Annotated in this window: 17 protein-coding genes; 11 read left to right on the top strand and 6 right to left on the bottom strand. The window is 61.8% G+C overall.

What is annotated here, in order from left to right; translation table 11 throughout:
• Nucleotide 1 precedes the first annotated feature (1 nt).
• The 5 genes from hutU to FHT84_RS07650 all read left to right on the top strand — a co-directional run bounded on the left by hutU (nt 2) and on the right by FHT84_RS07650 (nt 5,037).
• Nucleotides 2–1,687 carry a urocanate hydratase gene (hutU, locus tag FHT84_RS07670; protein WP_113249671.1) on the top strand — a complete coding sequence of 562 codons (1,686 nt, stop codon included), beginning with the start codon at nt 2–4 and terminating at the stop codon, nt 1,685–1,687.
• Between the two features lies 1 nt (nt 1,688).
• Nucleotides 1,689–2,252, top strand: coding sequence for a HutD family protein (locus FHT84_RS07665; RefSeq protein WP_113249670.1), 564 nt, complete (start codon nt 1,689–1,691; stop codon nt 2,250–2,252).
• 80 nt (nt 2,253–2,332) lie between these two features.
• Complete coding sequence (locus tag FHT84_RS07660) at nt 2,333–2,995, top strand: sulfite oxidase-like oxidoreductase (protein WP_112341491.1); 663 nt, start codon at nt 2,333–2,335, stop codon at nt 2,993–2,995.
• A 192-nt stretch (nt 2,996–3,187) separates the two neighbouring features.
• Complete coding sequence (locus tag FHT84_RS07655; protein WP_183761541.1) at nt 3,188–4,627, top strand: MFS transporter; 1,440 nt, start codon at nt 3,188–3,190, stop codon at nt 4,625–4,627.
• 104 nt (nt 4,628–4,731) lie between these two features.
• Nucleotides 4,732–5,037, top strand: coding sequence for a hypothetical protein (locus FHT84_RS07650; protein ID WP_112341489.1), 306 nt, complete (start codon nt 4,732–4,734; stop codon nt 5,035–5,037).
• Nucleotides 5,038–5,053: 16 nt separating this feature from the next.
• Here the strand turns inward: FHT84_RS07650 and FHT84_RS07645 are convergent, their stop codons facing one another.
• Both FHT84_RS07645 and FHT84_RS07640 read right to left on the bottom strand, forming a co-directional pair.
• The gene (locus FHT84_RS07645; RefSeq protein WP_113249668.1) at nt 5,054–5,449 is read right to left on the bottom strand and encodes a type II toxin-antitoxin system VapC family toxin; all 396 of its coding nucleotides are present in this window, start codon (nt 5,447–5,449) and stop codon (nt 5,054–5,056) included.
• Nucleotides 5,449–5,676: a type II toxin-antitoxin system VapB family antitoxin gene (locus tag FHT84_RS07640; protein ID WP_112341487.1), complete on the bottom strand. Its 228-nt coding sequence runs from the start codon at nt 5,674–5,676 to the stop codon at nt 5,449–5,451. Before FHT84_RS07640 ends, FHT84_RS07645 begins: the two co-directional genes overlap by 1 nt.
• A gap of 171 nt (nt 5,677–5,847) precedes the next feature.
• Here FHT84_RS07640 and FHT84_RS07635 point away from each other — a divergent pair, with 171 nt between their 5' ends.
• Entirely contained in the window at nt 5,848–7,038 is a 1,191-nt protein-coding gene (locus FHT84_RS07635) for an acetyl-CoA C-acyltransferase (RefSeq protein ID WP_113249667.1), read from the top strand.
• A gap of 192 nt (nt 7,039–7,230) precedes the next feature.
• Here FHT84_RS07635 and cueR read toward each other — a convergent pair whose 3' ends face one another.
• Nucleotides 7,231–7,617, bottom strand: a complete 387-nt coding sequence (gene cueR, locus FHT84_RS07630) for a Cu(I)-responsive transcriptional regulator (RefSeq protein ID WP_113249666.1) — start codon at nt 7,615–7,617, stop codon at nt 7,231–7,233.
• Nucleotides 7,618–7,627: 10 nt separating this feature from the next.
• Nucleotides 7,628–10,132: a heavy metal translocating P-type ATPase gene (locus FHT84_RS07625; RefSeq protein ID WP_183761538.1), complete on the bottom strand. Its 2,505-nt coding sequence runs from the start codon at nt 10,130–10,132 to the stop codon at nt 7,628–7,630.
• Nucleotides 10,133–10,305: 173 nt separating this feature from the next.
• Here FHT84_RS07625 and FHT84_RS07620 point away from each other — a divergent pair, with 173 nt between their 5' ends.
• The 4 genes from FHT84_RS07620 to FHT84_RS07605 all read left to right on the top strand — a co-directional run bounded on the left by FHT84_RS07620 (nt 10,306) and on the right by FHT84_RS07605 (nt 19,310).
• Nucleotides 10,306–11,415 carry an RHE_PE00001 family protein gene (locus FHT84_RS07620; RefSeq protein WP_112341484.1) on the top strand — a complete coding sequence of 370 codons (1,110 nt, stop codon included), beginning with the start codon at nt 10,306–10,308 and terminating at the stop codon, nt 11,413–11,415.
• A gap of 211 nt (nt 11,416–11,626) precedes the next feature.
• A complete protein-coding gene (locus FHT84_RS07615) occupies nt 11,627–13,090 on the top strand; it encodes an efflux RND transporter periplasmic adaptor subunit (protein ID WP_113249665.1) in 1,464 nt (487 codons plus the stop codon).
• Nucleotides 13,087–16,206, top strand: coding sequence for a multidrug efflux RND transporter permease subunit (locus FHT84_RS07610; protein WP_113249664.1), 3,120 nt, complete (start codon nt 13,087–13,089; stop codon nt 16,204–16,206). Before FHT84_RS07615 ends, FHT84_RS07610 begins: the two co-directional genes overlap by 4 nt.
• A complete protein-coding gene (locus tag FHT84_RS07605) occupies nt 16,203–19,310 on the top strand; it encodes an efflux RND transporter permease subunit (protein WP_113249663.1) in 3,108 nt (1,035 codons plus the stop codon). The genes FHT84_RS07610 and FHT84_RS07605 overlap by 4 nt, the downstream gene beginning before the upstream one ends.
• A gap of 246 nt (nt 19,311–19,556) precedes the next feature.
• Here the strand turns inward: FHT84_RS07605 and FHT84_RS07600 are convergent, their stop codons facing one another.
• The gene (locus FHT84_RS07600) at nt 19,557–22,703 is read right to left on the bottom strand and encodes an efflux RND transporter permease subunit (RefSeq protein ID WP_113249662.1); all 3,147 of its coding nucleotides are present in this window, start codon (nt 22,701–22,703) and stop codon (nt 19,557–19,559) included.
• 8 nt (nt 22,704–22,711) lie between these two features.
• Entirely contained in the window at nt 22,712–23,971 is a 1,260-nt protein-coding gene (locus tag FHT84_RS07595; protein ID WP_113249698.1) for an efflux RND transporter periplasmic adaptor subunit, read from the bottom strand.
• Nucleotides 23,972–24,115: 144 nt separating this feature from the next.
• On the opposite strand from FHT84_RS07595, the gene FHT84_RS07590 reads away from it, so the two are divergent.
• Nucleotides 24,116–24,793, top strand: coding sequence for a TetR/AcrR family transcriptional regulator (locus FHT84_RS07590; RefSeq protein WP_113249661.1), 678 nt, complete (start codon nt 24,116–24,118; stop codon nt 24,791–24,793).
• Nucleotides 24,794–24,860: the final 67 nt, after the last annotated feature.

Genomic DNA, 24,860 nt, shown 5'->3' with positions numbered 1-24,860 from the left:
CATGACCAACCCACGCCATAATATCCGCGAGATCCGCGCGCCTCGTGGTCCGGAGCTCAATGCCAAGAGCTGGCTGACTGAAGCGCCGCTGCGCATGCTGATGAACAACCTCGACCCGGACGTTGCCGAGAACCCGAACGAGCTGGTCGTTTATGGCGGCATTGGTCGCGCCGCCCGCACCTGGGATGATTTCGACCGTATCGCCGCGACGCTGAAGACGCTCAACGAAGACGAGACGCTGCTTGTGCAGTCCGGCAAGCCGGTCGCCGTGTTCCGCACCCACAAGGATGCGCCGCGCGTGCTGATCGCCAACTCCAACCTCGTGCCGCATTGGGCAACCTGGGATCACTTCAATGAGCTGGATAAGAAGGGTCTTGCCATGTACGGCCAGATGACGGCCGGCTCGTGGATCTACATCGGCACGCAGGGTATCGTGCAGGGCACCTACGAGACCTTCGTCGAAGCCGGTCGCCAGCACTACAACGGCAACCTCAAGGGCAAGTGGATCCTGACCGGCGGTCTCGGCGGCATGGGCGGCGCACAGCCGCTGGCGGCTGTCATGGCCGGCGCCTGCTGCCTCGCCGTCGAAAGCGACGAAACCCGCATCGATTTCCGCCTGCGCACCCGTTATGTCGACGAGAAAGCAAAGACGCTCGATGAAGCGCTTGCTTTGATCGACAAGTGGACGAAGGCTGGCGAAGCCAAGTCCGTCGGCCTGCTCGGCAACGCTGCAGAAATCTTCCCGGAACTCGTAAAGCGCATGAAGGCCGGCGGACCGCGTCCGGATATCGTCACCGACCAGACCTCCGCCCACGACCCGCTGAACGGCTATCTGCCGATCGGCTGGACGGTGGCCGAACACCGGGCCAAGCGCGAGAGCGATCCGAAGGCCGTCGAAGCCGCCGCCCGTACCTCCATGAAGGTGCATGTCGAAGCCATGGTCGCCTTCTGGGATGCCGGCGTGCCGACGCTCGACTATGGCAACAATATCCGCCAGGTTGCCAAGGAAGAGGGTTTCGAAAACGCCTTCGCTTTCCCGGGCTTCGTGCCGGCCTATATCCGCCCGCTCTTCTGCCGCGGTATCGGTCCGTTCCGCTGGGCTGCCCTCTCGGGCGATCCGGAAGATATCTACAAGACCGACGCCAAGGTGAAGGAGCTGCTGCCCGACAACAAGCACCTGCACAACTGGCTCGACATGGCACGCGAGCGCATCGCCTTCCAGGGCCTGCCGGCGCGCATTTGCTGGGTCGGTCTCGGCGATCGCCACCGCCTCGGACTTGCCTTCAACGAAATGGTCAGGAACGGCGAGCTGAAAGCGCCCGTCGTCATCGGCCGCGACCATCTCGACTCTGGCTCGGTCGCTTCGCCGAACCGCGAAACGGAAGCCATGAAGGACGGCTCGGATGCCGTGTCCGACTGGCCGCTCTTGAATGCCCTGCTCAACACAGCATCGGGCGCCACCTGGGTATCGCTGCATCACGGCGGCGGCGTCGGCATGGGCTTTTCCCAGCACTCCGGCATGGTCATCTGCGCCGACGGCACGGATGATGCCGCCAAGCGCCTGGAGCGCGTTCTCTGGAACGACCCGGCGACTGGCGTCATGCGCCATGCCGATGCCGGCTACGACATCGCCCTCGACTGGGCCAAGAAGCAGGGCCTGCGCCTGCCGGCCATCCTGGGGAACTGAGATGAAGCTGCTGCGCGCCAGTGACCATAAGCGCATGCCTTGGAAAAACGGCGGCGGGGAAACGGTGGAGATCGCCGTTTCGCCTGAGGGCGCCGGGCTTGCCGACTTCGACTGGCGCGTCAGCATGGCGACCGTTGCCACGGACGGCCCGTTCTCGGTCTTTCCCGGCATCGATCGTACGCTATCCATTCTCAATGGTGAGGGCATGACCCTTTTCATCGAGGGGCGCTCACCCGAACGCCTCACACAGGCAAGCGAGCCGCTGGCCTTCGCTGCCGACGCGCCGACTTCGGCGACATTGATCGACGGGACGATTACCGATCTCAATGTCATGACGCGGCGGGGCCGTTTTACGCATTCCGTGCGGCGCGTTTTGGTCGATGGACCTAGCGAAGTCGCTTTCGGGGACGGGACCATTCTTGTTCTTTGCCATCGCGGCAATGCCGAAATCGATGGCATGGCGCTTGATGCGGGCGATTGCCTTTTGATTTCCGACGACAGCGCCGGGCGGCACTCGATCTCGGGCAAGGCGCAGCTATTCCATATCGCCATCGCGGCAATATAGCCAGCTATCTGCTGTTCCTTGACTTGACACCTGCCCAGCTCGGTCATCCTATTTCTATCTACTAGAAAGAGGATACCGGCATGAGCGACGACCAGATCCCCGCCGATAGCAAGCTTACGACTTCCAAGCGCCGCTGGGCGGCGGAAGGCAAGTTTCTGACGGGGCGCGTCAGCCGGCCCGAAACAGAGCGGCTGCCGCCGGGGCAGCATCTTGTCAAGAACTGGCCGGTGCTCGATCTCGGCGTGCAGCCGCAGATTTCTTTGCCGAGTTGGCGGCTCGATGTGATCGGCTTCGTGGAAAATCGACTCAGCCTCGATTGGGCCGCTTTCCGGGCGATCGAGCAAAGCACCCGCGTCAGCGATATTCACTGCGTGACGACCTGGTCGCGCTATGACAATCGCTGGGAAGGGGTTTCGACGCGCGATCTCCTCGATCTTGCCATGCCGACAGCGGAGACGCAGCATGTGCTGCTGACGAGCTATGACGGCTACACCACAAACTTGCCGCTTGCGGATTTCGCTGCCGAAGATGCGATTCTGGCCACCGCTTGGGAGGGCCAGCCGTTGACCGGCGAGCATGGCGGCCCAATGCGCCTCGTCGTGCCGCATCTTTACTTCTGGAAGAGCGCCAAGTGGCTGAACCGTATTGAGTTCATCGGTGCGGACAGGGCCGGTTTCTGGGAGAAGAACGGCTATCACATGTATGGCGATCCCTGGCGCGAGCAGCGCTATTCGGACGATTGATGAATCTTGCGGGTGGGATGTCTTTGGATTGGCTCTCTCGAACCGCGGTTCTATGTCACCCTGTCAATTTTTAATGGCAACAGCTTGGATTTGTGACTTTGCAAGCCACCATGATGGGCGTATTCAATGATCATATGATTGCTGCCGGTAATGCACGGCCTCCTTGAACGCCAATCTCCGAAATTTCATCCCATGACCGTTGCCCGGACCACAGAAGAACCTTCCGAAGCAAGCTTCGGCCGGCAGTCCCGCATCATCGCCCTGGTGGTCGCCGTGTCCTTCTTCATGCAAATCCTGGATGGCACCATCGTCACCACGTCGCTGCCGCAGATGGCGATGACCTTCGGCGTCGAGCCGGTGTCGATGAGCATCGGCATCACGGTCTATCTGCTCACCATGGCGGCCTTCGTCCCGCTGGCCGGCTGGGCCGGCGATCGCTATGGCGCGCGGCGTGTATTCCTGGCATCGATCATCATCTTCACCGTGGCATCACTGTTCTGCGGTCTTTCGGGCAGTCTGACCGAGTTCATCACTGCCCGCGCCATACAGGGCGTCGGCAGCGCGCTGATGACGCCCGTGGGACGCATCATCGTTCTGAAAAACGCGCGCAAGTCCGATCTGGTGCATGCCATCTCGATGATCACCTGGCCGGCGCTGACGGCTCCGGTCATCGGCCCGGTGCTCGGCAGCTTCATCACCACCTATCTCAGCTGGCACTGGAACTTCCTGATCAATATCCCGATCGGCATCATCGGGCTCGGTCTCGTCCTGCGCTTTGTGCCGGATCAACGGGAGGAAAAGGCTGCGCGGCTCGATTTCATCGGTTTCCTGCAATCGGCGGCGGGGTTGACCTTCCTGCTCGCCGGTCTGGAATTCGTGGTCCAAGGTACCACGGGATTGGCACCCAGCATTGCACTCATTGCTGCTGGTGTGGTTTTCTCCGTCATCGCCACCCGGCATTTTATGACGGTCGATGCGCCCCTGCTCGATCTCTCCGCCTTCAAGGTGCAGACCTTCGCGATGTCGACGCTTTCTGCCGGTACGGCGAGCCGGGTCGCGATCAACGCCACGCCCTTTCTAATTCCCTTGCTTTTCCAGGTCGGGTTCGGGCGCACGGCGATCGATGCCGGCACCTATCTGCTATTCTACTTTGCCGGCAATCTCGGCATGAAGGCGATCACCACGCAGACGTTGAGAATCTTTGGCTTCCGCAGTGTGCTCGTCGTCAATGGCGTGATCTCGTCGGCTAGCATCGGCGGCTGTGCGTTCCTGTCGCCGGCGACGCCGGACCCACTGATATATTGCCTGCTATTCATCGCCGGCCTTTCGCGGTCTATGAACTTCACGGCGCTGAATACGCTTGGCTTTGCCGATATCCATGCAGCGCAGCGCAGTTCGGCCTCGACATTGTCGAGCATGCTGCAGCAGGTTTCGCTGCTGCTCGGCGTTGCCGTCGCTGCCGCCGTTCTTAATCTCTCGCGCATGATTCATGGTGGGGAAACGCTCTCGCTTGTCGATTTTCGCTGGGCTTTCCTTGTCGTTGGGCTTATCGGTGCCATCTCCGCATTGCGCTTTATCAGCCTGCCGCACGATGCCGGCGCAGAGGTGTCCCGCCATAAAGTGAAGACCTGATCAAAACCTTAGAATTCTTAACGATATTGAGACGCAAGCCGCTGTAAAAATGGCTCGTCCGTTCCCATATGAATGTTGCTTCAACTCCCATAGGAGGCAGTCTTATGCTGCTCAGAACCCTCGCCATCTCCGCTCTCGTCCTCGGCATGTCCAGCGCCGCCATGGCGGAACAAGCTCATAAGCATCATCCCAAGCGCGTCAATGTCGAGGCGTTCCAGGCGGATGTCGGCAATGTCGACCATTCTAAGGACGCAATTCTCCCGGATGGCACCATCAACACCGACCCGTCCGTGACTGGCCCGATCCGCGCCGGCGACTCCATTTCCCGACTGCAATGCGCCGCTGCCCCGAACTCCGTCGGCGCTCGTTCGAGCACCTATAGTGCAGGCTCCGCTTCTCTTTGCCCGTAATGGTGTGGCGCTGGCCTTAGGCCAGCTCGATATCCGTTTGGCTGAATCGGTCGCTTTTCGACAATAGCGGCTGGCGATAATAGCGGGCGCAGGCATAGGTCATGCAATCGTCAAGGCTGAGGCGCGCCCGATGGTCGCCTTGGCCATAACGCTGATAAGCTTCCGTCGCCAAGGTGGCGGCGCGGGGCGGCACCGCAAGCAGCTGAATGTTCATGAGCTGCAAAAATGTGCGGACAGCTTCGCCGGCCTCGGTCGGCGACAATCCCAAAATATCTGAGACCAGGATAGCGGCATTCGCTGCGGAAAGCGGCGAGGTCATTCGCGCCGTTGCCGGCTGCATGCGGATGGCAAAGGCACGCGCCTCCTCTTCGTCGGTCATCATCGCCGACAGTACCGTCGCGTCGATAAACATCAGGCCTCTCCCGCGGTGCCGGCACTTGCACCTTTGCCAGTGGCTTTCTGCTTGAGATTGCGGCAGAAGGCGACGGCGACATCGGCTAAGGCTGGCTTGGTCAGCTCCTCATCCAGCGCCTTCTGCAGCGCGAGCCGCACTGCCTCGGTCTTGGTGGAAGCCTTGGTCAGCGCCTGGTAGCGCCGTGCCAGCCTATCGATGGCATCGTCCTTGATGTAAAGCGGCATGGAATATCCTTTTCAATTTCCTGGATATCCTTAGGATGTATCTGTCTCCAGGGCAATCGCGTCTTGCGGATCACTTTGCGCTCTTCCTTTGCGATATTTAGATGACGGACATCATCTAACGTGATAGCAATGACAACTGAAGATACCGTTTGCTGACCGCGAGGAGATGTCATGCCCGCTATCGATCCCGTCGTTATCGTTTCCGCTACGCGCACGCCGCTTGGCCGTTTCCAGGGCGAACTCTCGTCATTGCAGGCGCCGGAACTCGGCGCGCATGTCATTCGCGCGGCTTTGGAGCGTGCCGGTCTTTCGGCAGAGAGGGTGGATGAGGTTCTCTTCGGCTGCGTGCTGCCTGCGGGGCAGGGACAGGCACCCGCTCGCCAGGCTGCTCGCGGGGCTGGCTTGCCGGATGCCGTCGGTGCCACCACCGTCAACAAGGTCTGCGGCTCTGGCATGAAGGCGACCATGCTGGCGCACGACCTGCTTCTCGCCGGTTCGGCCTCCATCGCGGTTGCCGGCGGCATGGAATCCATGTCGAATGCGCCCTATCTCCTCGCCAAGGCCCGTGGCGGCTATCGCATGGGCCATGACCGCATCTTCGACCATATGATGCTCGACGGGCTCGAGGACGCCTATGAGAAAGGCCGCTCGATGGGCGATTTCGGCGAGATGGCGGTCGAGGCCTATCAGTTCAGCCGCGACGATCAGGATACCTATGCAGTGGAGACCCTGTCTCGCGCTCGCAAGGCGCTCGAAACCGGCGCTTTCGAAGCCGAAATCACCCCGGTGTCAGTGATGGCGAAAGGCGGTCCGGTAACAGTCGCCAAGGATGAGCATCCGCAGAAGGTTTCACCTGAAAAGATCCCGACGCTCAAGCCCGCCTTCCGCAAGGATGGCACGATTACCGCTGCCAGTGCCTCGGCCAACGCCGATGGCGCTGCCGCCCTGATCCTGACGCGCCGCTCGCTCGCCGAGCGTGAGGGATTGCCCATCCTCGCCGAAATCAAGGCGCATGCCACGCACTCCCAGGAGCCGGCCTGGTATACCACCGCGCCGATCCCGGCGATCCGCAAGGTGCTCGACAAGACCGGGTGGAAGATCGGCGATGTCGATCTCTTTGAGATCAACGAGGCCTTCGCCGTCGTCGCCATGGCGGCCGCGAAAGAGCTCGGTATTGCGCGCGATCGGCTTAATATCAATGGTGGCGCCTGCGCCCTCGGCCATCCGATCGGTGCCACCGGGGCACGGTTGATCGTGACGCTGCTGCATGCGCTGGAGCGTCAGGGTGTGAGAAAAGGCATCGCGGCACTTTGCATCGGCGGCGGCGAGGCGACGGCGATTGCGGTAGAGCGCGTTGGCTGACTGGAGCGATATAGAGACTGGTCAGCCGTGCCTATTGATGCCGCCGCCGTGGGCATGGCCCCCTCATTTGAGTCGAGCCGCGCAGGGTCCTTTAAGAGTTCCCTCCCCGCTTGCGGGGAGAGGGCTTGGGTGAGGGGCCAGGCACATCATTCCGACATCAAGGCATTCGATTGACCTGCCGAGGCGGCATCCTCACTCCTCCGACAACTCCTCCAAAATCGGGCAGTCCGGCCGCTCATTGCCGTGGCAGGCGTGGACGAGATGTTCCAGCGTGCGGCGTAGCTCCGTCAGTTCCCGGATCTTGCGGTCGATCTCGATGAGTTTTGCGGCGGCGATGTCCTTGACGTCGGCGCTGGCGCGGCTCTTGTCCTCGTAGAGCGCCAGCAGCTGCCGGCACTCCTCCACCGAGAAGCCGAGGCTGCGTGAGCGGTGCAGGAAGCGCAGCTTGTGCACGTCATCGGCGCCATAATCGCGGTAGCCATTGTCGCCGCGGTCGGGGCGGATAAGGCCGATATCCTCGTAGTAGCGGATGGTCTTGGCCGGCAGGCCGGAGCGGCCCGATGCTTCGCCGATATTCATTTTTGTTCTCCTATTTCGCCAGCCGCAGCCTCAGCGCATTGCCGATGACCGAGACCGAGGACAGGCTCATGGCGGCTGCCGCGATCATCGGCGACAGAAGCAGGCCGAAGACCGGGTAGAGCACGCCGGCTGCCAGCGGCACGCCGAGCGCGTTGTAACCGAAGGCGAAGGCAAGGTTCTGCTTGATGTTACGGATGGTCGCCTCCGACAGATGGCGCGCCCGCACGATGCCGTTGAGATCGCCCTTCACCAGCGTAATGCCGGCGCTTTCCATGGCGACGTCGGCGCCGGTGCCCATGGCGATGCCGACATCGGCTGATGCAAGTGCCGGAGCATCATTGACGCCGTCGCCGGCCATAGCGACAATGCTGCCCTTGGCCCGCAGTTGGTCGATCAGCGCCTTCTTGCCTTCCGGCAGCATGTCGGCGCGCACCTCGTCGATGCCGAGTTGCTTGGCGACGGCGGCGGCGGTCTTGCCGTTATCGCCCGTCGCCATGACGATCTTCAAGCCACTCTCATGCAGCGCCTTGATCGCGGCGGCCGTGGTCGGCTTGATCCGATCGGCGACAGCGACAAGGCCGGCCAGCTTCCTGTCGATGGCAACGAACATGACGGTCTTGCCTTCGCCGCGCAGGCGTTCGGTTTCGGCCTTCAGGGAGTTAGCGGAAACGCCAAGATCGGTCATCATCGCGGCATTACCGAGCGCGATCGCGGTTTCGCCGGTGCGGCCCTCGACGCCCTTGCCGGTCACTGCCGAGAAGCCGGAAATGTCGACGAAATGCGCTCCCCGCGCCTCGGCGCCGGCAACGATCGCTTCCGCCAGCGGGTGCTCGGAGCCGCGCTCTAGGCTGGCGGCGAGCGAGAGGAGGCTGGCTTCATCGGTACCTGGCGCGGTGACGATGTCGGTCAGGTTCGGCTTGCCCTCGGTCAGCGTGCCGGTCTTGTCGACGATCAATGTGTCCACTTTCGCAAAGCGTTCCAGCGCCTCGGCATCGCGCACCAGCACGCCCACGTGGGCACCGCGGCCGGTGGCGATCATGATCGACATGGGGGTTGCCAACCCCAGCGCACACGGGCAGGCGATGATGAGCACGGCGACGGCGGCAAGCAGCGCATGCGCCAGTCGCGGCTCCGGCCCGATAAAGGCCCATACGGCAAAGGCGATGATGGCGGCTGCGACGACGGCTGGCACGAAGACGGCGGAGACGCGGTCGACCATCGTCTGGATCGGTGCGCGCGAGCGCTGCGCCTTGGCAACGAGCTCGACGATGCGTGACAGCGTCGTCTCGGCGCCGACCTTCTCGGCCTGGATGATGAGCGTACCGTTCCTGTTGATCGTCCCGCCGGTCAAAGCATCACCCTTAGCCTTTTCGACCGGCAGGGGCTCGCCTGTGATCATCGATTCATCGACGGTGGATTGGCCCTCGATGACGGAGCCGTCCACGGGGATGCGCTCGCCGGGGCGCACACGCAGCCGGTCGCCGGCCTGGATTTCGTCGACGGGCACATCGGTTTCGCTGCCGTCGGCGCCGATGCGCCTCGCCGTTTTCGGCGCGAGGTCGAGAAGCGCGCGGATGGCCGAGCCGGTGCGTTCGCGGGCCTTTAGTTCCAGCACCTGACCGACGAAGACCAGCGCAACGATGACGGAAGCTGCCTCGAAATAGACGGGCACGCTCTCGCTATGCCCGCGGAAGCTCATCGGAAACAGGCCGGGGGCAAGCGTGGCGATGACGCTATAAACATAGGCGGTGCCGACGCCGAGGCCGATTAGCGTCCACATATTCGGGCTTCTGTTGACGAGCGAGTTCCAGGCACGGCGGAAGAAGGGCAGGGCCGCCCACAGCACGACCGGCGTCGCAAGCACGAGTTCGAACCATGTGGCGATCGGTTCTCCGATCCAATCACGGATGGGTAGGCCGATCATCGGACCCATGCTGATGATGAGCAGCGGCAGCGACAGCGCGGCACTGATCCAGAGACGGCGCGTGAAATCGATCAATTCCGGGTTCGGGCCTTCATCGGCCGAGGGCACGCCCATGGGCTCCAGGGCCATGCCGCATTTCGGGCAATCGCCGGGATGGTCGCTGACGACTTCGGGGTGCATCGGGCAGGTATAGAGCGTGCCCTTCGGTACCGGCTTCGGTGCAGGCTTGTTGCCGTTGAGGTAGGCCGATGGATCCGCCTCGAACTTTGTCCTGCAGCCGGCCGAGCAGAAATAGAATTTCTCGCCCTCGTGCTTCAGGAAATGGGGCGCCGTGGCGCGGTCGACCGTCATGCCGCAGACGGGATCGTTGGCGGTGAGATAGCTTTCCGGCGCAGCCTCGAACTTCGCGCGGCAGCCATTGCAGCAGAAATGGAAGGTGCGGCCTTGATAGTCCAGCGATGGTTTGCCAGCGTTCGGATCGACCGTCATGCCGCAGACGGGATCGCGTGTCACCGCCTCTTGCGGGTGATCGTGATGATGGTGATGACCATGGCCGTGATGGCTGTGATCATGTTCGTCATGCAATGTCATATCAAACTCCATTGCCCGGAATCGGGCGTTGGATAGGTTTATGAACCTTCCTGTTACTGGAAGGTCAAGATGAAAAATAGTGATTGTCGTCCACAGTTCACAGAACTCCTTTCCTATCGCATCACACGGGGCGGTGATAAGTTCCGTAAGGCCGATTCAATAAAGCGATTCCAATGCGATATGATTTGACCACGCTCCCGATTCCGACACTTCTGCCCGCCATCATCAAGGCGGAAGACATGCTGGCGCGTCTGGACGAGCGCGTTCTGCGGCATGCCGTGGCGGACGGTTTTCGCGAGCGCGGGCATTTTTTCGATGCCGCGGGTGCCCTCTGGGTTAGCGGTGAGCTGGTGCATGTGGAGGATCTGGTCCTGCACGATGCGCGCATGGATACACGCACGCCGACCCATGAATTGACCATCGCTCACGCCGTGCTGCGGACGAGGCGCCGTCTTTGGACCGCCGATCCTTCCTGGGGACTTGAGGCGACCGGCCTTGCGGTCCTGCGTGGTGACGCGGGGGAGGCCGACGAGGCGATCGTGGTGCGTCCGACACTTGCCGAAGCATCGGAGCCCGAGGTGTCGGAGGATGAGGATGACGATTTCGGCGTCGATTTTGCCGAGATCGACGCCATTCTCGCCCGATCTGACAAGGTCCTAAATGGCGGTGTCCCGGAAGCCCGGCCGGCGACGGTCGATGTCCATGATCCGCTTGCGCTCGTTCGCGACGAGGATTGGGATGAAGACGAGCGACTGGAGCACTGGCGCGCCACCCTTCGCGATGCGGATCGGCTGCCGCCGGTTCTTGGTGCTGCCGTGCTTTTCGACGCCTGGGAGCGGATCGAACCGCTGCGCCGGCAGCACTGGCTTGGCGGCTTGCTGGCGAGTGCCTATCTGCGCAGCCGCGGCAAGATCACCTCACATCTCTTCTGCCTGAATGTCGGCCTGAAAGCGGTCCGGCACGATCGGCGGCGCGCGTCGGACCGCATCACGCGCCTGACGGCCTTTCTGGAGGCCATGGCGCTTTCGGCCGAATCGGGCCTGAAGGAGCTCGACCGTCTGTCGCTCGCCAAGCTGCAGATGGAATTGAGGCTCAAGGACCGGCGCTCGAACAGCAGCCTGCCGGAGGTCATCGATATCGTGCTGTCGCGACCGATTGTTTCGGCGAAGATGATCGCACGGCATGTCGGTGTTACCTCGAGAGGCGCGCTCAATCTGGTGGCCGAACTCGGCTTGCGCGAGATGACAGGTCGCGGGCGTTATCGCGGCTGGGGCGTGCTTTGACCGGTTCAACCGGCCAACACGTGGGCATATCTCGTCCTTGCAACTACAACCCTGGTTTTTGTCTAATGTAACAGTTTGTTACGCTAAGTCGCGCTAAAATGGACAAAATTTAATGGCCATACCAAATTCCTAAGCGGCTCGATGCAAGCTAGAGTCGCGCCATCTTATCGGCGATCGCAGATCGCCGAAGGTTTTGAAGGAAGGTGTGTTGATGGCTCGGACATTTCGGGTCGCGGTATGGTTGGCGATCATCGGCGCGGTTGGATACGGCGCCTATGCGACCCGCGATCGCTGGCTTGGCCCGGCGGAGAAGCTGCTCGGCTATCAGAATGCCGCAGCGCCAGCCGAGCAGGCGCAAGGCGAACGCCGGGGCGGCGGACGAAGTCAAGGCGGTGGCGGAGGGCGGCGTAGCCTTTCACAGTTCAGCGGCCCTGTTCCGGTGCTGGCCGCCGACGCTAAGACCGCCGATGTGCCCGTCTATATCGATGGCGTGGGTTCGGTAAAGGCGTTGAACACCGTCACCGTGCGGGCGCAGGTCAGCGGCAAGATCGTCGAAATTGATTTCGTGGAAGGCCAGGATATCAAGAAGGGCGATGTCATCGCCCGCATCGACGATGGAGTCTACAAGGCCCAGCGTGATCAGGCGGTTGCCAAGAAGGCACAGGACGAAGCGCTGCTTGCCGGCGCTCAACGCGATCTCGCCCGCTTTCAGCTGATGGTGAAGAGCGCGTCTGGCACGCAGCAGCAGGTCGACACCCAGACCTCGCTGGTGGCGCAGTATACGGCACAGGTCCAGGTCGATGTGGCAGCCATCGAAAGCGCGCAGGCAACGCTGGACTATACGACGATCAAGGCGCCCATCGACGGGCGCACAGGCATCCGCAACGTCGATGTCGGCAACCTCGTCAGCTCGTCGGATGCGACCGGCATCGTGACGCTGTCGCAGATCCGGCCGATCTCCGTACTGTTTTCCATTCCGCAGCAGCAGCTAGCCCGCGTCAATGCGGCAAGCGCGGCCGGAACGCTTGCTGTGCAGGCTATGGGAAGCGATGGCCAGACGGTGGTCGACAATGGCACGCTGGCGGTGGTCGACAACCAGGTCGACCCGACCACGGGCACGGTCAAGCTGAAGGCGAATTTCCCCAACGAGAAGCTGGCGCTGTGGCCGGGCGCTTTCGTCAATGCCCGCCTGCTAGTGGAGACGCTGAAGGGCGTCACTGTCATTCCAAGCGGCGCCGTGCAGCGCGGGCCGAACGGCACCTTCGTCTATATCGTCAGCCAGGACCAGACCGTTGCCATGAAGCCGGTGAAGGTACGCCAGCAGGACGACACGCAGGCCGTCATCGCCGAGGGCGTATCCCCCGGCGACAAGGTGGTGACCACGGGTTTCGCGCGGCTGCAGGACGGGTCGAAAGTTCAGATTTCGGCCAATCCGGATGAAGTGGCGCCAAATGCCCCTGCATCGAAGGATCAGGGACAGCCCGTTGCGGAGAACGATCCGCAGACGAGCCAGGACAACGGCAATGGCGGCGAGCGGCCGCACCGTCGGCACAACGGCCAAGGTGGCCATCGCGGTCAGGACGGTCAGCCTGCCGCGAGTGAGGGGCAGGGCGCGGATACGGGTGGCAACTCCGTATCCAACAATTCATCCGCCGCGCCGACGCAGCAACAATGAACGTTTCGTCGCTCTTCATCTCCAGGCCCATTGCCACCTCGCTCCTCGGGGTAGCCGTGCTGCTGGGTGGCATTCTCGGCTTTCTCTTCCTGCCGGTCGCGCCGCTGCCGCAAGTCGATTTTCCGACGATCCAGGTGACGACGCAGCTTCCAGGCGCCGATCCCGATACGATGGCGGCGCTGGTGACCGCGCCCCTGGAGCGGCCGCTCGGCCAGATCCCGTCGCTCGCCTCCATGACTTCGTCGAGCGCCTTCGGCATCAGCCAGATCACGCTGCAATTCGATCTCGGCCGGGATATCGATGGCGCCGCGCAGGATGTGCAGGCGGCGATCAATGCCGCCGGCTCGACCTTGCCGCGCACGCTTCCCTATCCGCCGACCTATTCGAAAGTGAACCCGGCGGATACGCCGATCGTGACGCTGGCGCTACGCTCCAACAGCTATTCGATCCGTGAGCTCAGCGATTTCGCCGATACGATGATGGCGCAGCGCCTGAGCGAAGTCTCAGGCGTCGGCGACGTCAACATCCAGGGCGGCGTCAAGCCTGCCATCCGCATCCAGGTGGACCTGCCGCGTCTCGCTTCCTATGGCCTGGCCCTTGAAGATATCCGTACCGCCATCACCAATGCCAGCGTCGCCGGCGCCAAGGGTGCGCTCGACGGCACGCAGCAGAGTTTCACGCTTGCCGCCAACGACCAGATCGTCGATCCGAACGTCTACAAATCGGTCATCGTCGCCTATCGCAACAGCGCGCCCGTGCAGTTGAAGGACGTGGCAACCGTCGTCGAAGGACTGGAAAACAACCGCGTCGGTGCCTGGTATCAGGGACAGCCCGCGGTCATTCTCGACATCATGCGCCAGCCGGGCGCCAATGTCATCCAGACGGTCGAGAACGTGCTGAAGCAGCTTCCGAAGCTGAAGCAGGCGATGCCGGCCGGCATTTCGCTCGATATCGTCAATGACCGCACCGAGACCATCCGGGCTTCGATCCATGACGTACAATGGACGCTGGTCATCAGTATCGGCCTCGTCATCTTGGTGGTTCTGCTGTTCTTACGAACGATGACGGCGACCTTCATTGCAGGCGTCGCGCTGCCGCTGTCGCTGATTGCCACTTTCGGCGTCATGTGGTTTGCCGGCTTCAGCCTCGACAATCTCTCGCTGATGGCGCTGACGATCGGCACCGGCTTCGTCGTCGACGACGCCATCGTGATGATCGAGAACATCGCTCGCCACATCGAAGAAGGTGAAAACCCGATGCAGGCGGCGCTGAAGGGCGCCGGCGAGATCGGTTTCACCATCATTTCGCTGACCGTCTCGCTGGTTGCTGTTTTTATCCCGCTGCTGTTCATGACCGGGATCGTCGGTCGCATGTTCCGCGAATTCGCGCTGACTCTGACCATTGCCGTCGTCGTGTCGGCCGTCGTTTCGCTGACGCTGACCCCGATGATGTGCGCGCGCATCCTGCGCAAACCCAAGGAGCGGCAGGGCGGTTTCCTGGCCGGCGCCGATCGCTTTACGGAGTGGCTGATCGAAGGCTATCGCCGCAGCCTCGTCTGGACGGTGGATCGCAGCGCCCTGATGCTCATGATCACGGTCGTGACGCTGGCCGCGACGATCGCGCTCTATGTCGTCATCCCCAAGGGTTTTCTGCCGGCTCAGGATACGGGGTTGATCACCGCCGTCATCGAGGCCGAGCCAACCACGTCTTTCGAAACGATGAAGCAGATACAGGCCGATGTCGCCGGCCGGCTGCGCAAGGATCCCGATGTCAGTGGCGTCGTCTCCGTCATCGGCACCAGCGCCAGCAATCTGACACTGAACACGGGCAATCTCAGCCTTGTGCTGAAGCCGAGGAACCAGCGTGACGCTTCCGCCGATCAGATTATCGACCGCATGCGCGAAGAGGTCGCCGGCATGCCGGGCATCCATGTCACCTTCCAGAGCGTGCGTGACATCTCGATCAGCACCCGGGCGAGCCGCGCGCCCTATCAGTACACGTTGACGGCAACGGATACGGCGACTGTGGTCGATTGGGCCGCAAAGCTGGCGCAGCGTCTGCAGCAAAGCCCGAAGCTCATCGATGTCGCCTCCGAAGTCGAAATGGGCGGCGGCCGCATCTTCGTCGATGTCGACCGTGAGACCGCCTCGCGGCTCGGCGTTTCGATGCAGGCCGTCGGCGATACTTTGAATGATGCCTTCGGTCAGCGTCAGATCGCGACGATCTACGGCCAGGCCAATCAGTATCGCGTCATTCTGGAGGCTGCACCAGAATACCAGTCGGATCCGAAATCGCTCGACAAGCTATATGTCGCCGGCGCCAGCGACACGCAGGTGCCGCTCAACGCCTTCACGACGGCGAGCTTCACGACCGCGCCGCTGGTCATCAGCCATGATGAGCAGTTTCCGGCCGTGACGCTCAGCTTCGATCTCGCCAAGGGTGCGTCGCTCAGCGATGCCGTCGCCGAGATCAAGGCGGCGGAGCTGAATATCGGCATGCCCGACAATATTCAGCGCAAATATTCCGGCGATGCCGAGGAGTTCGCCTCGTCACTCGCCGGCGAGCCCTGGCTGATCCTGGCGGCGGTCGTGACGATCTACATCGTGCTCGGCCTGCTCTATGAGAGTGCCGTTCATCCCGTTACGATCCTTTCGACGCTGCCTTCGGCCGGTGTCGGCGCCCTACTGGCGCTGATGCTGTTCGGGCAGGATCTGTCGATCATCGCGCTGATCGGCATCGTGCTCCTGATGGGCATCGTCAAGAAGAACGCGATCATGATGATCGACTTTGCGCTGGAGGCGGAGCGCAAGGAAGGTCTCGAGCCGCGCGAGGCCATCCTCAAGGCCTCGATCCTGCGTTTCCGGCCGATCATGATGACGACGCTGGCAGCGCTCTTCGGCGCCCTGCCGCTGGCGCTGGCGCAGGGCACGGGTGCCGAGCTGCGCATTCCGCTCGGGATCACCATCATCGGCGGGCTCGTGCTTTCGCAGCTCTTGACGCTTTATACGACGCCGGTGATCTATCTGGCTTTCGAACGCCTGCGCGCCCGGATCCTCGGCCGCACCAGCGGCATGCCAAGCACCGAAATGAACGAATTGGCGAGTGACGAGACATGAATATCTCCGAGCCGTTCGTCAAACGCCCGGTCGGGACGACGCTTCTGGCGATCGGGTTGGTGATCCTCGGCATCGTTGCCTATCGCTTTCTGCCCGTCGCAAGCCTGCCGACCGTCGACCTTCCCACCATCGTCGTCTCCGCCAGCCGTCCCGGCGCCGATCCCGCCAGCATGGCGGCGAGCGTTGCAGCCCCGCTTGAGCGCCATCTCGGCACGATCGCCGGCGTGACGCAGCTGACATCGGTGAGCTCGCTCGGATCGAGCACCATCATTGCCCAATTCGACCTCTCGCGCAGCGTTGATGGCGCCGCCCAAGACGTGCAGGCGGCGCTGAACGCGGCGGCGACCGACCTGCCGGGCGATCTGCCGACCTTGCCGTCCTTCCGCAAGATCAATCCGGCTGCGGCCCCCGTTCTTATTCTGGCGCTGACTTCAGACAACGTCTCTCCGAGCGCCATCTATGATGCGGCGGATACCGTGGTGGTGCAGCGCATCTCGCAGGTGGATGGCGTCGGCGGTGTAACGGTGAGCGGTGCCGATCAGCCGGCGATACGTGTTCGCCTGGATCCCGACAGGCTCGCGGCCATGGGCCTATCGCTCGATGCCGTGCGCACGGCAATCGTCAACGCCAATGTGCTCGGTCCCTTCGGCTCCATCGATGGAGCAGGCGGCGCGTTTTCCGTTGCCATGAACAGCCAGCTGCGCACGCCGGAAGCCTATGGAAGGATCATCGTGCAGAGCGGCGACGGCACAGCCGTTCGTCTCTCCGATATCGCCACAGTCGAGCCGGGCGTGCGCAACAGTCGCTCCGATGCCTGGTATGATGGCAAGCCGGCCGTGCTGCTCAACATCACCAAGCAGGCGGATGCGAATGTCATTGCCACTGTCGATGGCGTCAAACAACTGATCCCCGAGCTGCAGCGGCTCATCCCCGCCGGGGTGAACGTCTCCATTCTTTCCGACCGCACCACGACGATCCATGCCAGCGTCAACGACATGCAATGGACGCTGCTTGCCACGATCTGCCTTGTCATGGCCGTGGTCTTTATCTTCCTGCGGCGCGCCACGCCGACCTTTGCCGCCGGCGTCACCGTGCCGCTGTCGCTTGCCGGGACCTTTGCCGCGATGTGGCTCTTCGGGCTGTCGATCGACAATCTCTCCCTCATGGCGCTCGCCGTCTCCGTCGGCTTCGTCGTCGACGACGCCATCGTCATGATCGAGAACATCTATGCCAATCTGGAAACCGGCATGAAGCCAATGCGGGCGGCGCTCGAAGGCGCCAAGCAAATCGGCTTCACTGTCATCTCGATCAGCCTATCGCTGCTTGCTGCCTTCATACCGCTGTTCTTCATGGGCGGCATCGTCGGCCGCTTCTTTCAGACCTTTTCGCTGACGCTCGGCTTTACGATCGCCGTTTCGACGTTGGTGTCGCTGACGCTGACGCCGATGATCTGCGGCCATCGCCTGCGTCCGCATGATATCGATGCACGGCCCGGTCCGTTCGGCCGCCTCGTCGAGGGCACGTTGGCTGCGATTATCGGATTTTACGGCCGCACGCTGAAGGCCGTGCTGCACCATCGGGTTCTTTCCGTACTTGTCATCATCGCCTGCGTCGTCATGTCGGGCTATCTCTACGTCAAGGTTCCCAAGGGCTTCATTCCGCAGGACGATACCGGTTTCATCCAGGGCGGAACGCAGGCGGCGACCGATATTTCCTATCCGGCCATGGTGAAGCTGCAGCAGCAGGCCGCCGATATCGCCTCGAAGGACCCCGCCGTTTCCGGTATTGGCTCCTCCGTGGGTGGTGGAGGCTTCTCCAGCTCCATCAATCGCGGGCAGCTCTTTATCTCGCTGAAGCCGGAATCGGAGCGTGCGCCAACGGCCGACGTCATAGACCGGCTCCGTAAGCAGTTGATGGCCGTTCCGGGCCTCAGCACCTTCCTGTTTTCGCCCGGCGATATCCGCGCCGGGGCGCGCCAGTCGCAATCGCAGTATCAATTCACCGTCTGGGGCGCGAATTATGACGAGCTGGTCGAATGGGCACCCAAGGTGTTGCAGCGCCTCCAGGCCCTTCACGAACTGACCGATGTCGCGACCGACAGGCAGCCCAACGGCTTGCAGGCGACCGTCAATATCGACCGCAGCATGGCCTCGCAGCTCGGCGTCAACATCCAGTCCATCGATGCCGCGCTGAACAACGCTTTCGCGCAGCGGCAGATCTCGACAATCTACACGCAGCGCAACCAGTATCGCGTCGTGCTGGAAGCGGATCCGAATTATGCGCTCGACCCACATGATATTTCTAAGCTCTATGTGCCGGCCTCCGGCGGCACGCAAGTACCGCTGAGCGCCGTCGCATCGATCGATCGAACGCTCGCGCCGCTGGTGGTCAACCACCAGGGGCAGTATCCTGCCGTGACGATCTCCTACAATCTGGCGCTCAATATCCCGCTGCAGGTGGCGAACGATGCCATACAGAAAGCCGTGCTCGACATGCATCTGCCCGATACGCTGCATGCGGATTTTGCCGGCGATGCCGCGAGCCTCACACAATCGTCCGGCAGCCAGCCGCTCTTGCTGCTGGCAGCTTTGCTGACGGTCTATATCGTCCTCGGTATCCTCTATGAGAGCCTGGCGCATCCGCTGACGATCATCTCGACGTTGCCGTCGGCCGGTCTCGGTGCGCTGCTGGCGCTCGCCATCAGCGGTACGGAGCTGACGCTGATCGCCTTCATCGGCATCATCCTCCTGATCGGCATCGTCAAGAAGAACGGCATCATGATGGTGGATTTCGCCCTGCAGGGCGAGCGAACGCTCGGCCTGTCTTCGGAGGAGGCCATCTATCAGGCGTGCCTCAAGCGTTTCCGGCCGATCCTGATGACGACGCTGGCGGCGCTGATGGGCGCGATCCCGCTGATCATCGCTACCGGCCCAGGCTCGGAGCTGCGCCGGCCGCTCGGCATCACCATCGTCGGCGGTCTTGTCGTGTCGCAGGTACTGACGCTCTATACAACGCCGATCATCTACCTGATGCTTGCCAAGCTGCATGCGAGATGGTCTCCGAAGCCGCAGACTGCGGCGGCGGTTCCGGCTCCGTCGAACTGACGAGCGCTGTGTTTCACTGATCATTGGTGGAGATAGAGGAATACCCGTGTAGGGCTCTGAGGTCACACTTATAGTTCTTACCCATTCTCTCCGAGGGAGAAGGATCTATGGTGCCAACGCTCCTCACGCACAGCAGGAAACTCTTTCGGAGTACATGATATCAAAACAAAAAGGGCTCCCGCATTACCGACGGGAGCCCTTTTTGGTTCAAGCCGCTTCTCGATACCGAGGGCGAGCTATGTTTCGTTAGTGTGTGCTCCCGGTATCGGTCGCGGGAGTGTCCGCTGCCGTCGCCACGACTTTGCCCTTGAAGATGCGGCGCACCGAGACGAAGAGCAGCGGGATGAAGAAGATGCCGAGCACGGTCGCCGAGATCATGCCGCCCATGACGCCGATGCCGATCGAGTTCTGGCTGCCTGAGCCGGCACCGTTGGCGATCGCCAGCGGCATGACGCCGAGGATGAAGGCAAGCGAGGTCATCAGGATCGGCCGCAGGCGCTGGCGGGCTGCCACCAGCGTCGCATCGATCAGGTTCTTGCCCTGGTTCTGCTGCTCGATGGCGAATTCGACGATCAGGATGGCGTTCTTGGCCGCCAGGCCGATGGTCGTCAGCAGGCCGACCTTGAAGTAGACGTCATTCGACTGACCGAACAGGGTTGCAGCCAACAAGGCGCCGAAGATGCCGATCGGCACCGACAGCATGACGGCAAGCGGGATCGACCAGCTCTCATAAAGGGCGGCGAGCGCCAGGAAGACGACCAGGATGGAGATGGCATAAAGCTGGCTTGCCTGGTTGCCGGAGAGCTTTTCCTGGGCGGAGAGGCTGGTCCATTCGTGGCTGAAGCCCGGCGGCAGGCTGGCCATGATCTTGTCGATCTCGTTCATGGCATCGCCCGAGGAAACGCCCGGCGCTGCTGACCCCTGGATTTCGACGGCGGACGAGCCGTTATAGCGCTCGAGGCGCGGCGAACCATAGTTCCATTGGCCGTTCGAGAAAGCCGAGAAGGGTACCATGTCGCCACCGGAGTTGCGCACGTACCAGCGGCCGAAATCCTCCGGCTGCATGCGGAAATTCTTGTCGGCCTGTACGTAAACCTTCTTCACGCGACCGCGGTCGATGAAGTCGTTGACATAGGTGCCGCCCCAAGCCGTCGACAAGGTCGTGTCGATGTCGGAAAGGGCGATATTCAGCGCACTCGCCTTTTCCTGATCGATGTTCAAGGAATATTGCGGCGTATCTTCCTGGCCGTTCGGACGGGTGCCGAACAGCTTTGGGTTCTTTGCCGCGGCGCCGAGCAACTGGTTGCGGGCCTGGATCAATGCGGCATGGCCGGCACCGTTGATATCCTTGATGAAGAAGTCGAAGCCGCTCGAACTGCCGAAACCGGGGATCGCCGGAGGCGCCAGCGCGAAGACGTTGCCGTCCTTGATCTTCGAGAAGGCACCCATGGCGCGGCCGGCAATTGCCTGCGCCTTCGACTGGGGCGTCTTGCGCTGGTCGAAGTCCTTCAGCCGGACGAAGACGATACCGACATTCTGGCCCTGGCCGCTGAAGCCGAAACCGGCGACCGCGAATGCACCTTCGACATAGTCTTTCTCGTTGTTGAGATAGTAGTCCTTCACCCGATCGAGCACGGTCCATGTGCGCGAATTCGTAGCGCCTGGGGGGAGCTGGATGGCTGTCAGCAGGATGCCTTGATCCTCGTCCGGAAGGAAGGAGCTCGGCAGCCGGTTAAACAGGTAAGCCACCGCACCGCCAATTGCGACGAACACCAGCAGGAAGACGATGGTGAGGCGGATCATGCCGTGGACGCTGCGCTGGTAGCGATGCGTCGCTCGCTCGAAATTGCGGTTGAACCAGCCGAAGACGCCCTTTTCCTTCGCCCCGTGTTTGGGTTCTTTCAGGATGGTGGCGCAAAGGGCCGGCGTCAGGATCAGGGCGACAATGACCGAGAGAATCATCGCCGAGACGATCGTCACCGAGAACTGGCGGTAGATGACGCCGACCGAACCGGAGAAGAAGGCCATCGGGATGAACACGGCCGACAATACCGTGGCGATGCCGATCAAGGCACCGGTGATCTCCTGCATCGATTTGATCGTCGCCTCGCGCGGCGACAATCCTTCTTCCTCCATCACGCGCTCGACGTTTTCGACGACGACGATGGCGTCGTCGACCAGAAGGCCGATGGCGAGCACCATGCCGAACATGGTCAATGTGTTGATGGAATAGCCGAAGAGCGAGAGCACGCCGAAAGTACCGAGCAGGACGACCGGAACAGCGAGTGTCGGGATCAGCGTGGCGCGGATGTTCTGCAGGAAGACGAACATAACGATGAAGACGAGCACGATGGCCTCGAACAGCGTCTTGACCACGTCCTCGATCGACAGCTTCACGAAGGGCGTCGTGTCGTAGGGATAGACCACCTCGACATTCGGCGGCAGCGTCTGCTTCAGATTGTCGATGGTCGTCCGCACGGCTTCCGCCGTATTGATGGCATTGGCGCCGGACGCGAGCATGACGGCAAGACCGGCCGAGGGATGGCCGTTATAGGTGCTCGAGGTCGTATAGCTTTCAGCTCCGAGCTCGACGGTGGCGACATCGTTGAGACGGACCAGCGAGCCATTGGGCTGGCTCTTGAGGATGATGTTTTCGAACTGCTCCGGCGTCTGCAGGCGGCTCTTGGCCGTAACGGTCGCGTTGAGCTGCTGACCCTTGCGCTGCGGCAGGGCACCGATCTGACCGGCCGAAACCTGCGAATTCTGCGACTGGATCGCGCTGGTGACGTCGCTCACCATCAGCTGATATTTGGCAAGCTTGTCCGGATCCACCCAGATGCGCATCGCATAGCCGGAGCCGAAAATCTGTGTGTTGCCGACGCCTTCGATGCGCTTCAGCGTATCGTTGAGCGTGCTGGAAACATAGTCGGCGAGGTCATTGGAGTTGAGCTTGCCGTCGGTCGACACGAAACCGACAACCATCAGGAAGTTCGATGTCGACTTGGAAACGATGATCCCGGTCGACTGCACGGTCGTCGGCAGCTGGGCGGTGACGAGCTGCAGCTTGTTCTGCACCTGCATCTGCGCGACGTCGGGATCGGCCTTGTTGGTGAAGGTCAGCGAGATCGACGCCTGGCCGGTCGATGTCGATGTCGATGTCATATAGTCGAGATTGTCGATACCGGTCATGCCCTGTTCGATGACCTTGGTCACCGAGTTTTCGACGGTTGCGGCATCGGCACCGGAATAGGTGGCGGAAATGCTGACCGTGGTCGGCGCGATCTGCGGATATTGCGAGATCGACAAGGTGAGGATCGAAAGCGCGCCGGCGAGCATGATGACGATGGCGATGACCCAGGCAAAGATCGGCCTGTCGATGAAAAAACGAGACATCATCTACCTCACTTCTGAGCGCCGGAGGCGTTCTTGGTGTCGGTCTTTTCCAATGCGGCCTGTTCGGCAGGCTTGCTGTCGGCGGCGGCCTGCTTCACTTCACCGGTCGCATCGTCGATGGTCACTGGCGAGACATTGACCTCCTGGCCGTCACGGACGCGTTGCGTGCCTTCCACGATCACGCGATCGCCGTCGGCCAAACCTTCGTTCACCAGCCAGCTGTTGCCGATGCTGCGCTGCACCTTCAGAACCCGCTGGTGCACCTTGCCGTCGGCGGCTACGAACATGGCAATCGGTTCGCCCTTGGTGTTGCGCGTCACAGCGCGTTGCGGCACCAGGAAGCTGTTTTCGGCGATGCCTTCCTGAATGGTCGCGCGAACATACATGCCGGGCAGCAGCACGCGATCCGGATTGGGGAAGACGGCGCGCACCGTAATTGTGCCGACGGTTTCCGCGACGGAGGATTCGGCGAATTCCAGCTTGCCGGTTTCCTTATACTGGCTGCCATCTTCGAGCGTGAGATGCACGGAAACGTTGTCGCCGCTGGTCTTCAATCGGCCCTCGGCGACGGCACGCCGGAATTCGAGCAGGTTCGTGCTCGACTGGGTAACGTCGACATTGATGGGATCGAGCTGGCGAATGGTGGTCAGCGCAGTCGTTTGCTCGGCTGTGACGAGAGCGCCGACCGTTACCGCGGACGCATCGACGCGGCCGCCGATCGGCGCGCGCATCTTGGTGTAGTCTAGATTGATGCGTGCCGTTTCGAGGGCCGCTTTCGCCGATGCCACGTCGGCGTTCGCCTGAGCCAAAGCGGAAAGTGCATCGTCCAGATTTTGTTTGCTGACGGCGTCCTGTGCGGTGAGGCTCTTATAACGATCCACTTTCGACTGCGCGCTCGGCACGGCCCCTTCCGCTTTCTGCAAGGCGGCGGTGGCGCTGTCATAGGATGCCTGATACGAGGCGGGATCGATTTCATAGAGCACATCACCCGCCTTGACCTCGCTGCCTTCCTTGAAATTGCGGCTGCGAATGATGCCGCCGACCTGCGGCCGCACTTCGGCAACGAGATAGGCGCTGGTGCGGCCGGGCAGCTCGGCGGTGATTGCGACGGATTGCGGATGCAGCGACATCGCGCTGACTTCCGTCTTGACGGCCGGTGCATTGTTTTGGGCCGTATTCTGCTGGTTGCAGCCGGCCAGCAACATCGCGAGGGCAATCCCCGCGACGGTCATCGAGGCGCGGCCGGCTGAAAAGCGGTTGGATACCATCGCATATGCGGGCGCAGAAGTGGGATTGGCGGGCTTTCGCACGTTGCTATTTCCTGTTGCCTTATTTACAGTACCAAGTCGTACCGAAAATATTTATACTGCTTCAAATGTCAATCGCATTCGGCTGTTGGGGCCAAGACGGAAGTGCTGACAAAAGAACGAGCAGGCAAGGCAGATCAGGCCGCCAGGCGACGACCGCGCGGCCGCCCGAAAACCGCAAATGACGACGCGCGCCGCGCGGAGATCGTCGGGGTGGCGCGTGCCACCTTCTATGAACTTGGTTACGGCAGTACGACGATGGATCTCGTTGCCGCCAGATGCAGGATTTCAAAACAGACCCTCTACAAGTTGTTTCCGAGCAAGGCTGACTTGTTCAAGGCGATCATTGCTCAACACCGGGCATCCATGCTGGCCCTTCCGCGCGATCCCGACGAGAATCTACCCCTCGTCGAGGCGCTCGAGCAGATCTTCATGATCGATATGGATGAAGCCCAGGAGCGCGAACGCGAGGCTTTCATCCATCTTTCCATCAGCGAAGCGCAGCAATTCCCGGAGATTGCGACGCTGTTGCACACGTATGGCGCCAAGCAATCGCAGCAGATGCTTGCCGACTGGCTCAGTCAGCAGCAAAGACGCGGCCTGATCGAGATTGCCGATGTGGCCAGCGGCGCGCGCATGCTGATGAACATGATCTTCGGTGCCATGATTTCCAAACCTGGCCATCCGAGCGACTGGCCGGACCGTGAAACGCGGCTGCGCCATTTGCGCCAATGCATTTCGATTTTCGTAGCGGGCGTGCAGCCGCGCAAGGATGCTCGTTAGAGCGGTTCAGTTTTTCACGGAATTTCCGAGCCGTTCCATCTCATCAATTTATCGCAATTCCGGACGG

Source organism: Rhizobium sp. BK289, from assembly GCF_014193575.1.
Classification (GTDB): Bacteria; Pseudomonadota; Alphaproteobacteria; order Rhizobiales; family Rhizobiaceae; genus Rhizobium; species Rhizobium tropici_C.
The sequence above is the reverse complement of the archived record's forward strand: the minus strand, read 5'-3'. Positions and strand labels throughout refer to the sequence as shown.